General features: G+C 47.2%; 11 protein-coding genes. 4 read left to right on the top strand and 7 right to left on the bottom strand.

Going from position 1 to position 14,552, the window contains the following annotated elements:
* Window positions 1-111 precede the first annotated feature (111 nt).
* Window positions 112-2,268: an alpha-amylase family glycosyl hydrolase gene (locus J2X75_RS16000; RefSeq protein ID WP_310337808.1), complete on the top strand. Its 2,157-nt coding sequence runs from the start codon at window positions 112-114 to the stop codon at window positions 2,266-2,268.
* Window positions 2,269-2,451: 183 nt separating this feature from the next.
* On the opposite strand, the gene J2X75_RS15995 is transcribed toward J2X75_RS16000, so the two are convergent.
* The 4 genes from J2X75_RS15995 to J2X75_RS15980 all read right to left on the bottom strand — a co-directional run bounded on the left by J2X75_RS15995 (window position 2,452) and on the right by J2X75_RS15980 (window position 7,622).
* The gene (locus tag J2X75_RS15995; protein ID WP_310337806.1) at window positions 2,452-3,738 is read right to left on the bottom strand and encodes an MFS transporter; all 1,287 of its coding nucleotides are present in this window, start codon (window positions 3,736-3,738) and stop codon (window positions 2,452-2,454) included.
* Window positions 3,739-3,887: 149 nt separating this feature from the next.
* Entirely contained in the window at window positions 3,888-4,724 is an 837-nt protein-coding gene (locus tag J2X75_RS15990) for a sugar ABC transporter permease (protein WP_310337805.1), read from the bottom strand.
* The gene (locus tag J2X75_RS15985) at window positions 4,721-6,076 is read right to left on the bottom strand and encodes a sugar ABC transporter permease (RefSeq protein ID WP_310337803.1); all 1,356 of its coding nucleotides are present in this window, start codon (window positions 6,074-6,076) and stop codon (window positions 4,721-4,723) included. Before J2X75_RS15985 ends, J2X75_RS15990 begins: the two co-directional genes overlap by 4 nt.
* A gap of 259 nt (window positions 6,077-6,335) precedes the next feature.
* Window positions 6,336-7,622 (bottom strand): sugar ABC transporter substrate-binding protein, encoded by a 1,287-nt coding sequence (locus tag J2X75_RS15980; RefSeq protein WP_310337801.1) that lies wholly within the window; start codon window positions 7,620-7,622, stop codon window positions 6,336-6,338.
* A 444-nt stretch (window positions 7,623-8,066) separates the two neighbouring features.
* Between J2X75_RS15980 and J2X75_RS15975 the strand changes: the two genes are divergently transcribed.
* Window positions 8,067-9,101 carry a LacI family DNA-binding transcriptional regulator gene (locus J2X75_RS15975; protein WP_192132664.1) on the top strand — a complete coding sequence of 345 codons (1,035 nt, stop codon included), beginning with the start codon at window positions 8,067-8,069 and terminating at the stop codon, window positions 9,099-9,101.
* Window positions 9,102-9,270: 169 nt separating this feature from the next.
* Here the strand turns inward: J2X75_RS15975 and J2X75_RS15970 are convergent, their stop codons facing one another.
* Window positions 9,271-10,029, bottom strand: a complete 759-nt coding sequence (locus J2X75_RS15970) for an SDR family oxidoreductase (RefSeq protein ID WP_124117309.1) — start codon at window positions 10,027-10,029, stop codon at window positions 9,271-9,273.
* Window positions 10,030-10,221: 192 nt separating this feature from the next.
* Here J2X75_RS15970 and J2X75_RS15965 point away from each other — a divergent pair, with 192 nt between their 5' ends.
* Both J2X75_RS15965 and J2X75_RS15960 read left to right on the top strand, forming a co-directional pair.
* Complete coding sequence (locus J2X75_RS15965) at window positions 10,222-10,815, top strand: TetR/AcrR family transcriptional regulator (protein ID WP_310337797.1); 594 nt, start codon at window positions 10,222-10,224, stop codon at window positions 10,813-10,815.
* Between the two features lie 155 nt (window positions 10,816-10,970).
* Window positions 10,971-11,588 (top strand): hypothetical protein, encoded by a 618-nt coding sequence (locus J2X75_RS15960; RefSeq protein ID WP_310337794.1) that lies wholly within the window; start codon window positions 10,971-10,973, stop codon window positions 11,586-11,588.
* A 116-nt stretch (window positions 11,589-11,704) separates the two neighbouring features.
* On the opposite strand, the gene J2X75_RS15955 is transcribed toward J2X75_RS15960, so the two are convergent.
* Both J2X75_RS15955 and J2X75_RS15950 read right to left on the bottom strand, forming a co-directional pair.
* Window positions 11,705-12,844, bottom strand: coding sequence for a toxic anion resistance protein (locus J2X75_RS15955; RefSeq protein ID WP_310337792.1), 1,140 nt, complete (start codon window positions 12,842-12,844; stop codon window positions 11,705-11,707).
* Window positions 12,845-12,863: 19 nt separating this feature from the next.
* Window positions 12,864-14,552: a vWA domain-containing protein gene (locus tag J2X75_RS15950; RefSeq protein ID WP_310337791.1), complete on the bottom strand. Its 1,689-nt coding sequence runs from the start codon at window positions 14,550-14,552 to the stop codon at window positions 12,864-12,866.

Raw genomic sequence — 14,552 nt, 5'->3', positions numbered from 1 at the left:
GGAAGTCTTCAATCCACTGCGTATCATTCCGTTGTATTGAAAGCGCTATTATTCAAGAGCCAGGTTAGTTGTTTATTTAAACTACTACATTCACGAGAAGGGTGGATTACTATGTTTCAAATGGCCAAACGCGTACTCCTCAGCACAACACTGACACTCAGTTTACTTGCAGGAGGCGCACTTCCCTATCTGCCTGCTTCCGCGATCTATGCCGATGCGGATACCGCAGTTACCAACAAGCAGAACTTTAGTACAGACGTCATCTATCAGATCTTTACGGACCGCTTCCTGGACGGCAATCCTTCCAACAACCCCACCGGAGCTGCCTACGATGCTACATGTAGCAACCTGAAGTTGTATTGCGGAGGCGACTGGCAGGGTCTGATCAACAAAATCAACGATAACTATTTCAGCGATCTGGGCGTTACGGCATTGTGGATATCCCAGCCGGTTGAGAATATCTTCGCCACGATCAACTATGGCGGCGTAATCAACACAGCTTATCATGGCTACTGGGCACGTGATTTCAAAAAGACCAATCCGTATTTCGGAACGATGGCTGACTTTCAAAATCTGATTACAACCGCTCATGCCAAAGGCATCAAGATCGTAATTGACTTTGCACCGAACCATACGTCTCCTGCCATGGAAACCGATACGTCCTTTGCTGAGAATGGCAAGTTGTACGATAATGGTAATCTTGTTGGCGGATACACAAATGATACAAATGGATATTTCCATCACAACGGCGGCTCCGATTTTTCCTCCCTGGAGAATGGTATCTACAAAAACCTCTATGACCTGGCTGATCTGAATCACAATAACAGCACCATCGACCAATATTTCAAAGATGCAATCAAGCTCTGGCTTGATATGGGCGTGGACGGTATTCGTGTTGATGCGGTGAAACATATGCCTCTCGGCTGGCAAAAGAGCTGGATGTCCTCCATCTATGCACATAAACCTGTATTCACCTTCGGTGAATGGTTCCTGGGATCTGCTGCATCCGATGCGGATAACACGGAATTTGCCAATGAATCCGGGATGAGCCTGCTTGATTTCCGCTTTAACTCTGCCGTACGTAACGTCTTCCGGGATAACACATCCAATATGTATGCCCTCGATTCGATGATTACAGGCACAGCGGCAGATTACAATCAGGTGAATGATCAAGTTACGTTCATTGATAACCATGATATGGATCGCTTCAAAACAAGTGCCGTGAATAACCGTCGTCTGGAACAGGCGCTGGCCTTCACGCTGACTTCACGCGGCGTACCTGCCATCTATTATGGTACCGAACAGTATCTGACAGGTAACGGGGACCCTGACAATCGGGCCAAAATGCCTTCTTTCTCCAAAACAACAACGGCCTTCAACGTAATCAGCAAGCTGGCCCCTCTTCGCAAATCCAATCCGGCCATTGCCTACGGCTCCACGCAGCAACGCTGGATCAATAATGATGTGTACATCTATGAGCGCAAATTCGGTAAAAGTGTAGCTGTTGTTGCGGTGAACCGTAATCTCTCCACACCAGCGAGCATTGCGAATCTAAGCACTTCACTGCCAACAGGCAACTACACCGATGTACTGGGCGGCGCACTGAACGGTAATAACATCACTTCCACCAATGGTACCATCTCTTCATTCACTCTGGCAGCCGGAGCAACCGCGGTCTGGCAGTATACAACAAGTGAAACAACACCAACGATCGGACATGTAGGTCCGGTGATGGGTAAACCGGGTAATGTTGTTACCATTAGCGGACGTGGATTTGGCTCCACCAAAGGTACCGTATACTTCGGTACAACAGCCGTTACTGGTGCAGCCATTACATCCTGGGAAGATACACAGATCAAAGTGACGATCCCAGCTGTTGCCGCAGGCAATTATGCTGTGAAAGTAGCTGCGAATGGCGTCAACAGCAATGCGTATAACAACTTCACCATCCTTACGGGTGATCAGGTCACTGTACGATTCGTCATTAACAATTCTTCCACCACACTGGGTCAGAACATCTATCTGACAGGTAATGTGGCAGAACTCGGCAACTGGAGTACGGGCACCACCGCTATTGGACCTGCTTTTAATCAAGTTATCCATGCCTACCCAACTTGGTACTATGATGTGAGCGTGCCCGCTGGAAAACAACTGGAGTTCAAATTCTTCAAGAAAAATGGAGCAACCATTACGTGGGAAGGTGGTTCCAACCACACGTTCACCACACCAACCAGCGGAACAGCGACTGTAAATGTAAACTGGCAATAGAATATTCTGTCCACAAGCTAACCCGGAGTAGTTACGCTAACGCAGCGTGTGCTCCGGGTTTTGTTTTGTTTTGCTTAGCCAGAATGCTTAGGTTCTTTATAAGCTGCTAAGATTACCTCTATCTCACTCTCTGCTGATGTGTACATGTGGTTCAATCCATATCATTGATAATCCTAATACGTTTTATTGATAGGTTCGGATCGACTTCAAGGTTGTAGCGGCCAGAATACCTGTCGCCAGCAGCAGTATGCCCACGCCTTGCAGCACAGAAGCTGCCCCCCACTGATCTGCCAATACGGAGACAACAGTCAATCCCAGAATAGGCGCTGTACTGGTGATTGTTCCAACGACACCATAGACCCTTCCTTGCAGCTCGTCTGGAACGGCTGTCCTCAGCATAATCTGGGTGAGCATCGTACAGCAGGCGAACATCGCACCTCCGCCCACGATTAACGGCAACGCCATGATTGGTGAGGATACATTCGCCAAAAAAATATAGAGTGGTCCTAATACAATCAAACCGATAAATACCCATCTCCCTCTTCGCTTCAATCGTTTTCCCGAAGCAATCAGCAGTGCAGAGCCAATCATATATCCAAGTGGAATACAGGTTTCAATTAACCCAAATTGTACCGGATTCGCCTCCCACACCTTGACTGCCATCACTTGAACCAGCATCATGGCTGACATGAAAAACAAGATTAGCACCGGATTGAGTAATACAATGGATCGAATTAGACGATTCCGATAGATATAGCCAAACGAACTGCGCCATTCCTGAACAAACGTGGTCTGCTGACTAACGGATCGCTGTACCTCAGGAAAGCGGCCCGCCATCAGCACACAAACTGCGGACAACAGAAAGGTTGCCCCTGTAATTAATATGGCGACGAATCCTCCAAATGCAGACACAGCAATTCCCGCCGCGGCCAGACCGCTGATTCGGGCAAGATTATCCACCATATGAATGGTTCCGGTTGCTTGTTGAATATGCTCCCTGCCTACCATACTTGCTACAGAGGCGTGGAATGCAGGTGCCTGAAACAGACTTGAAAACATGGAGAGTGAGAGCAACAGAAGTACCACCGGGAATGGCGCATGCCAACCAAATAAGCTAATCGCAATCAGCACAGCCATTAAGCCGCGGAATACATCCGAGGCCAGCATCAGCTTCCTCCGATCCAATCGGTCTGCAACCGTACCCGCTACCGATCCAAATAAAAAACTGACGGCCATATTGCAGATCTGTACGGCCGCCATGCTCTTCGCACTCCCTGTGGTCTGTAACACCCACAGACTGATCGCAATCCCATTGAAGCAATCTCCAAAGACCGAGATCCCATAGCCGTACAATATCCTGCGGAAGGTGACATTATGCCATAGCGCTTGCGGAGTTTTGCTATTATTCAATGCAGCTTGTCCATCTTGGTATGCCATAATCTCGGGCTCACTGGACGGGTTCATGCCCATACATCACGTTCCTCCCTCATCATCATTCAAGCCCATACGGAACCAGGCACTTCCGCAGTTCTGTCAGTCGACAAAGACATGACATTACGGAAGTGCCTGGTTGGATGTGCCGCAGGTATCGCGGCTAACTATGTTGTTATGGCACAGAATTAACCTTTGGAAGCTCCTGCCGTCAGACCTTGAACAAGGAATCGTTGCAAGAAAACAAACAGCAGGGTAATTGGGATGGCGATCAGAACCGCCCCCGCAGCAAACATGGTAAAGTTACTGTCCTGATACCGATTGACCAGATCCCACATCCCCACCGCCAGCGTCCAGTTTTCCTTTGTCCGCAGCACCAGCCGGGCAAAGATAAAGTCCATCCACGCACCAGTAAAACTGGTTAGTGCCACATAGGTCAGCATTGGCTTGGATAAGGGCAGGATGATGCTGGTAAATACACGCAGATGACTCGCACCATCCATGCGGGCCGCTTCATCCAGACTGCGGGGAATCGTATCAAAGAAACCTTTGACGATAAATCCACCCAGTACTGCTCCGGATGAATAGACCAGAATGAGCGCAGCGTGGGTGTCGAGCAATTTGATTTGCAGCAAAATGATATAGATCGCAATCATGCTCATAAAGCTTGGGAACATACCAAGAATCAGCATGGTGGAGAGAATGGTTTTACGTCCACGGAAGCGGAAGCGGGAGAGTGCGTACATCCCGAGTGTCACCATCAACGTGGAGAAGATCATCGTGAAAAAGGCAATTTTCAGCGTATTCATATACCATCTTCCATACATAAAGGACGGATTATTAAATAACTCACCGTAATGAGTCAGCGTGAATGCTTCGGGCCACAACCGTTCACTGAACAATGCCGCACCAGGTCTCAGGGAAGAGAGAAAGATCCAGAGTACCGGGTAGATGGAGATAATAGCGATAATCACCAATAACACATAACTCAGGGCCAGACGCAGCGGATTATTACGTGTCTTCATTGAATCATGTCCTCCTCCTTGAATGATTTGGAGCGGCGGAAGTTCCAGATGGAGAATGAAGCGATGATGAGGAAGATAATAATCCCTACCGCTGAAGCCATATTGAACTTGTTATTGTCGAGCGTGAGCTTGTAGAGCCAGGTTACCAACAGGTCCGTCGCCCCCGCGTACTGATAATCTCCGCGTAGCGGATTTCCGTTCGTCAGCAGGAAGATGACATTGAAGTTGTTGAAGTTTCCGGCGAACTGCATAATGAGTACCGGAGTTGTAGCAAAAAGAATGAACGGCATCGTAATAATTCGGAATTTCTGAAATGCGGATGCTCCATCCACTTCCGCAGCCTCGTAGAGATCACGAGGGATGGCTGTCAATACACCTAGAATCAGTACCATACTGACGGGAATACCAATCCACATGTTGACAACAATGACGGTGACTTTGGCCCAGAACGGATCTGTGAGCCAAGGTAATCCTTCCAGCCCAAACGCTCTCATGTACGTATTGATTGGGCCAAACTGGCCATTGAACAGATTACGCATGAGCAGCAAGGAGATAATCTGCGGAATCGCATAAGGCAGAATAAAAATCGTCCGCCACAGCTTCTTGAAGCGTATGCCCCGCTGTTCAATCAACAGTGCCACAAGCACACCGCCAAAATAGGTGGTGACTGTTGCCAGAATCGCCCAGATAACCGTCCAGGTCAGCACACCGTAGAATGTCTGACTCCAGGATTTCAACTGAATCAGATCACTGAATGTCTTGAAGCCCACCCAGTCCACGAGTTTGGCTGGCGGAATGTGGTCCGGCGCTGAGTAGTTGGTAAATGCAATGGTGATCGTAAACAGAATCGGCATAACGGTGAAGAAAAGAATGCCCAGTGCCGGGATGGACAGAAACAGGTAGGGAAAGTTTTTGTCCATCATGTTCCGAAGCGAAGCCGCTGCGCCCAGAGTCTTCTTCCCTTCCTCCCTTGCGAGTCCCGTGACATACGCATCCCGGATATTCAAGATGTAGATCAGGATAAACACAAAAAACACCAGTAGTACGATAATGCCATCCAACAGTAAAAAGATGGAATGGTCTCCCCTTTGAAGTACGGTGGACCCATTCACTTTGACAAAACGCTGTGTATTTTCCCCCAGTGTCCATATGCCCCATACAGCCTGTGACAGACGAGGAAGCAGGTACGCAAGCCCTGCTCCCTCCAGTAACAATAGACCAATTCCCTTAATCCACTGTCGATTGTACAGCTGTCCAAGACCTTGCAGTATGATGGAACATATGGCCGCTGTCATCCGGTGTTGCCTTTCCCTGTTCGGTCCAACGGGCACCGGGACATGCTGCTGTTGCATTTGCTCTCTCCTCCCCGCCTCTTGCTAACCTGTATACATTGAACAAAAATGTACTTACACTGACCACTCTGATGACAGAACAAGCTTCCGATCGCTGTTATCCCCAGATTTTTTTCGATCCCTTTTCCAAAGGGGAAAATCCGGTGATAAAGGCGAGCGTTTCACTTCTTCAGCTTCCTTCTGCCCTCTCCGTTTTTGTGTAAATATTAAGTTCAATCTATACAATTCTTATGCATATCTTCGCATTCTTCGTTCGTCCCTATTGGACGGTAGCAAGGCTTTCCTGAATCTGTTTCACGGCATTGTCTAGCGATGTCTTCACGTCCTTATCGGTATCCCATATATCCGTAATGGCAGACGTGATCGGGCCCCATACACTGTCCATGGCAGGAAGCGAAGGCATTGGAGTAGAGTTGTTGAACTGTTCCAAAAACGCCTTATTAATCGGGTCCTCCTGCACCTTGGAATCAGCAGCCACGTTTTTGTTCGCAGGGAGTGTACCGTTCAGATCAAAGTTCTCCATCTGGGCCTCTTCATTGGAAAGGAACGCTGCCAAAAGCTTCGACGCATTCGGATATTGTGTAAATGCATTTACATAATAGGCTTTTACGCCTGAGAAGGAGGTCATCGGTTTGCCATCAATTGCCGGAAGCGGAGCAACGCCAAAATCAATACCGGCATTGCGATAATCGGCAATGGTCCACGGACCGTTAATGTCCATAGCCAGCTTGCCGCTGGAGAATAATCCTTTTTTGATATCATAGTTCACGTCACCCATCTTGAGCGGCAGCACCTCCGACTTCAGCTTCTGCAAGAACTGTCCACCCTTCTGGGCTCCTTCATTATTCAGACCGAGATCCGCGCTATCCATCCCGTTGTCTCCAAAAATATAACCGCCCTGTGAAGCAAGGAATGCATAGTTATAGTAAAATTGCTGCAATTCCCACATTAGCGCATACTGATTGGATTTCACGTTATTGAACGTCTTGGCGAAGCTGATAATCTCATCGAAGTTTTTCGGAGCTTCTGGATACAATGCTTTGTTGTAAAAGAGAGCATAGGTCTCCACGCTGTACGGATAGCCGTACAGGATATCCTTGAACGTTACCGCCTTCAGTGCGTTGTCACTGGTGTTCTCTACAGTCTCTGCTTCGAATATGTCGTTGGGCAGAATAAGTCCCGCCTCTGAAGCGCTACCAATCTTATCATGCGGGAAAACGACGACATCTGCCGCGAGACCCGCCGGGCCATCCGTCGTCAGTTTGGTTACCTGATCGGTTGGAGGTAATTCCTCCATTTTGACCGTTACCCCATACTTCTCTTCGAATTTTTTGGCTCTTTGCTCAATAAAACTGCTTTGATTTTTGTCCTCCCAGATCACCAGGGTTGCCCCTTCTTCCGGTTGAAGGTTCTCGGCTGTCAGCTCTACCACTTCCTCCGGATTCTCACCTGCCGTAGTTGGAGATGGACTTCCGCCTCCAGCCCCGCACGCAGCCAGTGTAAAAGCCATCATGACGGACAATGTTGCCCCTTGCCATTTTCTCATGTAAAATGTCCCCTTCCCTCTGCTTGGTCCAACAATGTTCGCGCTTTTCACCCTTTTGTCTGCGTATGTTGTCAGGTTTGCATTCCATATTCACCCTTGTACAAACGTTTGCTCAAATGGAAGACAAGATGACTCCTCCGTTCAATATGTAGGGGGAAATAAGTCAAGAAGTATGTAAATCCACAGATGTAAGCGCTACAATAACAATCACATCATACAATACCAAACTTTATTTGCACAAACGTTTGCACAAGCCATATTTGCTCAATTTTAACCAATTTACCTCTTCTACCTACAGTAATTTCCTGTTTCCTTGTTCAGGCTCTTTCTTCCTTTATTTTACTTCCTGTGCATCTCATACTTGGCAGTTAGCAATTGATTTATCGTATCCTTTGGATTACCATAGAGAATATTTATACGATTGTTCAGAAGGGATTTTTTTACATGATTACGATCAAGGATATTGCCAAATTGGCGGGTGTTTCCCCTTCTACAGTGTCACGGGTGATTTCCAACCATCCCAGAATCAGCACCAAGACGTCTCTCAAAGTGAAGCAAATCATGAAAGAATTAAACTACCATCCCAACATCATGGCGAAGAGCCTGGTTTCCAAAACGACACATACCCTTGGCATTATGCTTCCACGTCCTGCTGAAGAGTTGTTTCAGAATTACTTTTTCGGGGAATTGCTGCGGGGTATTATTACACATGCCACCCGTATGAATTATGAATTGCTGCTAACCACTGAAACTTCATCAGACAATGAACTGCACGCGATCTCCCGTCTTGTTCATGGTCGCAGAGTGGATGGCATTCTGTTGCTTGGGTCCAAAAGAGACGATCCCATTATTTCATTTTTGGAAGCGGAAAAGTTTCCTTTTGTGTTAATCGGTCGCAGTGAAGCTCATCCCAATGCCCCCATGGTGGATAACGATAATGTACAGACTGCTTATGATGCGACACATCATCTGATCGCCCAAGGGCATACGCGAATCGGATTTGTCAGCGGCCCCCCGGACATTACGTTATCGCATGATCGCATGCTAGGATACCAAAAGGCGCTTGCCCAAGCCGGGCTGGATGCCGATAGTGACTGGATTGTGGAAGGCGAATTTCTACAGGAAAGTGGATTCAGGGCGATGTCGCTGTTCATGTCTTTGCCGAACAGACCCACCGCAATCGTTGTCATTGATGACAATGTGGCCTTTGGGGTACTGAGAGCTCTTGCCGAGCTTCATTATCTGGTGCCTGAGGATATCAGTGTGGTTAGTTTTAACAATATTGCTCTATCGGAGCTGGCTTCACCACCATTAAGTTCTATAGACATTGGAACCTATCAGCTGGGCTATACAGCCGTTCAGGTCTTGTTGAAAATTCTAAGCGGGGAACCACAACCTCATAATCCGGTCATTATCCCCCATCGTCTGATCGTGCGCGAATCCTCACTCTTTTCCAAACCAAAGCCACCCTCAAATTGATCCATTTCGAGCATCCGTGTAGTAATGCAAACGTTTGTCCTAATACGGGATATGACACTGTGGTCCACCGTTTTCGGAGTAACACAAAAAAAGAAGCCGCATATGGTTATGCGGCTTCCTGACTTTTCGCACTATTTCAGTGCTCCATGCTCGACTGCGCTTGAACGGATTAATAAGAGCTCCAGCCTGCATCAGCTGTAACAACGGTTCCGTTCACGAAGCTGGACTCGTCCGACCCAAGGAACAAGGCCACCTTGGCGATCTCTTCGCTCGTCCCGATGCGTGGGTTGATTGCCATGCCCAGCTGTTGCCGCCCTGCACCGTATGGGCTAATACCAGCCATGGATGCGCTGATGTTGGTTGCCACGGCACCTGGAGCGATAGCATTACAACGAATGCCTTGCTCAGCATACATATACCCTGTATTTTTGGTGAAGCCCACGACCGCATGTTTGGAAGCCGTATAGGCTGCTCCTGCACGTCCGCCGTGCAATCCACCTGCCGAAGCAATGTTCACGATGACGCCTTTTTGTTTTTCCAGGAAGATCGGCAATACTTTCCGTGTTGTCCGCATCACACTGGTTGTGTTCACAGCGAACAATCTCTCCCACTTCTCATCCGTTATATCCGCTGCAGGCTCCATACCATCCATAATGCCCGCATTGTTAATCAGAATATCTACTGTACCGTATGTGCTCACCGTCGTATCAATCAAATTCTGCACATCTTCTTCTTTGGCTACATTGGCCAGAACCACAATCGCTTCCCCGCCCTGTGCCTTAATATCATGAACTACCGCCTGTGCGGATTCCTCGTTAATATCCGATACAACTACTTTTGCACCCTCTTGGGCGTACAACGTCGCGATCGCTTTCCCCATACCTGAACCAGCACCTGTAACAACTGCCACTTTATCTTGAAGTTTCATTACATGTATCCTCCTTTGTGTATTCGTTTACAATAAGTTAACAAACAAATGTTCATTAACTCTTATCCTTAGTATAATAAGTCATAGCGTTTCACTTCAATCAGTAAAAGCTTGTCCAGTTGTACGTTAAACAACACTACTAAGCCCAAATGTTCTTTAATTAATAAAGTGAACTCGCGAGGAGGAAAACAGATGTCTGAAACTCCGAATTCGATGGACCGAAGAATCAAGAAATCAAAAGCTGCGCTGAAGGATGCTCTCATCCATTTGATGCAAAAACATCCCTTTAAAGAAATATCGATTACGGATATTGTGCACCGAGCCGACCTGAATCGGGGAACTTTCTACAGGCATTATCAGTACAAAGAAGACCTGTTCAACGAGATTATCGATGATGTGATTCAGGATCTGGTAACTTCTTTCCGCAAACCCTATCAGGGTATGGAAGAGTTCGAGGTCAATCTTATGCCATCTTCGGCAATCACCATATTCGAACATGTGCACCAGCACGCACAATTCTATACACTGGTTGTGAAATCGGAGGCCTCCTCCAACTTCCAGCGTATGATCTGTGATGTTCTTCGGGATCTCGCCTTACAGGATCTGAACCACATTTTCCCGCAGCACATTAACCATGAACTGCTGGCAAGCTACCAGTCTCATGCGATATTTGGCATGATCATGGAGTGGATTAGACAGGATTTCAAGCATAGCCCCGTCTACATGGCCGAGGAGTTATTCAAGATCATTCATTACAAGCCTGACAATGTCGTGTTAAAAGATTGAAGTTTTGAATCGCCTTATTTCCCTATAGTATGGTCATTGAGAGGAATTTTGAAAAAGATCAACAACCATATTTATGTAAATACATTCCTGTAATTTCTGGTATTGATATGTTAGGTTATCCAATGGAATACAAACAAAAGGGGATGACCTTACATTTGAAGAAGTCGTGGATTATATCATTGATTACCAGTTTTGTTTTGCTTGGCGGGATGCTTCTTTCTCCAGCCGCTTCTGCCAATGCAGCCAAAGTAGCAACCTCTACATATTCAGATCAGAGTTATAGTGACGACGAAGATGATTTGAACGAAGAACTTATGGACGAATTAGAATTAGATGATGCAGAACAGGAGCTCACTAAAGATCAAAAGGAATTCGAAAAATACCTTGAACAAATATCTCGTCTGGTACCTTATGAGAATAAAGCAATCGACACGTTAGGTAGTGTGGGAGGTGAGGTGAATTCAACCAATCGCAAGTCCATGTACCTCAAACTTACGAATACGGTGATCCCTAATTATACAAAAACGGTCTCCATGTTAAAACAAATCAAACCTTCCAATCCTGAACTTAAGAAAATACATGCCTATTATGTCAAGGGAAGCTACCTTCAGTTGGAAGGATACTTGTTGTACAAACAAGCCGTTTCTAAAAACAAAGTGAATTCTAAGATACTGCAACAAGGTCGCACCAAAGTACGTGCGGCTGGCGTTCTCCTCGACCAATACGAGCAGCAGATATACCCTTATGCACGGAATATCGGGTATGGCAGTTAATACTTATTCATAGAAACCCAAAAGCGACCATTCCCCATACTTAATGGAGAAAGGTCGCTTTTTCTAATTATAAAAAAAGATAACAATATAATACGTATTATTTCTCTCTCTTCTGATCACAACCCCAGCTTCTGCCCTTTCTCCAACCGCTGAATCTGCTGCTCTCCGGTATCCGCAAGTTCACGGAACTGGTTAATCGTCTCGTGCATTCTTGGCAGGGCTTCCTGCTTATACAGACTAATTGAATCGAGTGCTGACAATACATCGGTGAACGCCTGTTTCATCGTATCCACAGAAATGCTAGCTTCATACGCCTGCTTCTGAATGGCAATCCCCTGATCCTTGAGCATTTTGGATGTACCGGCAATAAGATCATTGGTTGTCTGGTTCAGCAATTCAATCTTCTGCAGAACAATCTTCTGATTATACAAAGCACTTGCTACAGTAACGGCAATTTTCAATGCCGAGATCGTTACATTCTTCGCACGGTCTACGCCTCGGATCAGTTCCTTATTATTGCGGATGACTACTTCAATTGCCATGATGCCCTGCTGGTTCACAACCAGCATTTGTTGCAGGTCCATGACCCGCTGACGGAGCGGGAACAACACTTCTTCCGTAATAAAGCGAACTTTTTCGGGGTCTTCATTGCGAACCTTGGCCGCTTCAATCTGCGCATCGATGGACTCATCCATGAGTACGCCAAGCTGAATCTCCTTTTGCAGTCGTTTGGTGAGTTCCCGCAGGTTCTGCTGTTCGATCTCCAGCGTTGTATTATCGTTTCGCAGGGTGGATCTGCCTTTATCCAAAGAGGTTACGATGTCAGCAATGACTGCGTCAGCCTTCTGATATTTCAGGAAATAGGCTCGCAGCGGATTGAACAATTTCCCGAGGAAACCGGTCTTGGCAAAGTCGACCACGCTCGGGTCGAGATCCTTCAGTTGCATATGCAGCTCGGTCAAACCTTTGGCGACCTGACCGCCCTCGTCTCCCGTCTTGGACAGATGTCCAACGGAGACTTGAAGCAAGGCGTTTTTCTCGGAAGAGGATCTCATCGTGTTCATGCCAAAGCCGTCAATGGATTGCAGAATCTCTTTGCGTTTCTCCAGGGATTCGAGATCCAGTGTCATAATCATCTCTACGTTGGCATTGGCCACTTGTTGAAGCTCCGCGACCTCAGCGGGCACGGGTTTCACCTCTTCTTCAATCACCTTCTGAATTTCCTTCTGGCTTGGTATTTCCATTGAAAATGACATCTATAGTTCCCCCTTTAGATTACATCTGTACGTTAAACAGGTTACCGATCTTGTACACGACATCGTCGGTATCTGCATTGATGCTTGCCGCTTCGTTAATGCTGGAAATACTCTCCAAAGCCTTGATATCTGCGTTGTACCCAATCGTATAGATTGGTACTTTATACGTCTCAACCAAATCCCGAATATCCTTCAGGGTATGACCTTCATTGGTCTCGCCATCACTCAGGACAAAGATTAAAGGCTTCACGTTTGGATTAGCAGCCATGTAATCTTCGAGCATCTTCATCGCTACCACGATCCCGTCAAAGGTCGCCGTCCCTCCGCCAGCTTGCAGACTATCCACTGTTCCGACAAACATGGACTGCTGGTTCGTATCATACTTGGCAATGGGCAGATTCACGGTTACCCCACTGGAGTATGAAACCAAGCCAATACTGTTGTCTGTACCCAGGTACTTCTGACCTTTGCGCAGCGACTCCTTCAGTCGGTTAAGCGGTTCGCCGTCCATGCTTCCGGATACATCCGTCACGAACACAGCAGCAATCGGTTTACTGCCGTTTTTCTTTTCTTTCCATACTTTCTGTGCAGACAACAACGTGCCGCCATCCACAGTGGCCAGTTCGGATTTGTAATCCTGCAACCCGTTGAAACCAAACTCTTCCGCTGATTGTTGGTACTTCGCCTGGGTTACGAATTCCGCAAACTTCTGGATAATCTCCTGTTTGTTCTGCGGCAATTGCCCCAATGCATACAGCGGACTGTCATGTCTCACGCCAAAAGGTGTAAAGACGTAACCACTCTTCAGATCGGCGGTATTCACATACGTCTGATATTCGAGTACAAAGGCATCCAGTCTGCCTGACTTGGCAGCTTCCCGCATCTGAATGGTTGTCGAGGCCGTAAACGGAACATTCGTCTGGAATTTCTCAAATCCCTCAATCGCCTTCTCTCCCAGCGGATTGGCGCTATCATACGTATTCAGTGCAGTCACCAGGAAGTTCAGTCCGGTGGAGCTGGCAAATGGATCGGTATATCCCATCGCGAGTTCATTGTTGGCAATGGCTTCGGTTACGGTTTTTACATTAACGGAGCCGTACGTATCAACCAGTGCGTCATATTTGGCTTTAGAAATGACAATACCGGGCACATTCCCGACCAGTCGCTCGGACACCATCTCTGTTTTCACCCCACTGGCCTCAACCATCTCGCCCCACAGTTCATTGGAAGGTGTGAATGCATCCGGTATATACTTGCCCGACTTGATATAATCGGTAGCCGTACCGGAGGCAATATTGCGAATTTTGACCGACACCGGTTTTCCACCAACGGTGATATTCGCTTTGTTGAATTCCTCGCCCACCTCGGTTAACCAGCCGTCTACCCCGCTGCCCGACTTCTCCGTGGAAGAGAAAATTTCGACGTAATCATTCGTTGTATTCTCTACAGCAATTGCGAATTTGGAGATATCCGGCAGCGATTCCGCCACGTCGACCGGATCGAGATCAATCTGTCCTTTGACCGGCTCCGCCGTCGCTGGCGCAATGTCCGCGTACAATTTCCCCAGTTCCTTACCCGCGTTCTCTGTGCTCACCTGTGTGGTCGACTTGCCAAAGTTCGATGTTAGTGTAATTCCTGCATAGACCAGACCGAATACAAGTACCAGCATTACAATGGATATGAAAAAAAACTTTCCCTTCTTGGCCAT

It is taken from the genome of Paenibacillus sp. 2003 (assembly GCF_031455635.1).
GTDB classification, from domain to species: Bacteria; Bacillota; Bacilli; order Paenibacillales; family Paenibacillaceae; genus Paenibacillus; species Paenibacillus amylolyticus_B.
This window is presented reverse-complemented; position numbering and strand designations above follow the sequence as displayed.

Bases quoted from the DNA above. Each gene is read 5' to 3' on its own strand.
- J2X75_RS16000 (WP_310337808.1), top strand. From the start codon at position 112: ATGTTTCAAATGGCCAAACGCGTACTCCTCAGCACAACACTGACACTC.
- J2X75_RS15995 (WP_310337806.1), bottom strand. From the start codon at position 3,738: ATGGGCATGAACCCGTCCAGTGAGCCCGAGATTATGGCATACCAAGAT.
- J2X75_RS15990 (WP_310337805.1), bottom strand. From the start codon at position 4,724: ATGAAGACACGTAATAATCCGCTGCGTCTGGCCCTGAGTTATGTGTTA.
- J2X75_RS15985 (WP_310337803.1), bottom strand. From the start codon at position 6,076: ATGCAACAGCAGCATGTCCCGGTGCCCGTTGGACCGAACAGGGAAAGG.
- J2X75_RS15980 (WP_310337801.1), bottom strand. From the start codon at position 7,622: ATGAGAAAATGGCAAGGGGCAACATTGTCCGTCATGATGGCTTTTACA.
- J2X75_RS15975 (WP_192132664.1), top strand. From the start codon at position 8,067: ATGATTACGATCAAGGATATTGCCAAATTGGCGGGTGTTTCCCCTTCT.
- J2X75_RS15970 (WP_124117309.1), bottom strand. From the start codon at position 10,029: ATGAAACTTCAAGATAAAGTGGCAGTTGTTACAGGTGCTGGTTCAGGT.
- J2X75_RS15965 (WP_310337797.1), top strand. From the start codon at position 10,222: ATGTCTGAAACTCCGAATTCGATGGACCGAAGAATCAAGAAATCAAAA.
- J2X75_RS15955 (WP_310337792.1), bottom strand. From the start codon at position 12,844: ATGTCATTTTCAATGGAAATACCAAGCCAGAAGGAAATTCAGAAGGTG.
- J2X75_RS15950 (WP_310337791.1), bottom strand. From the start codon at position 14,552: ATGGCCAAGAAGGGAAAGTTTTTTTTCATATCCATTGTAATGCTGGTA.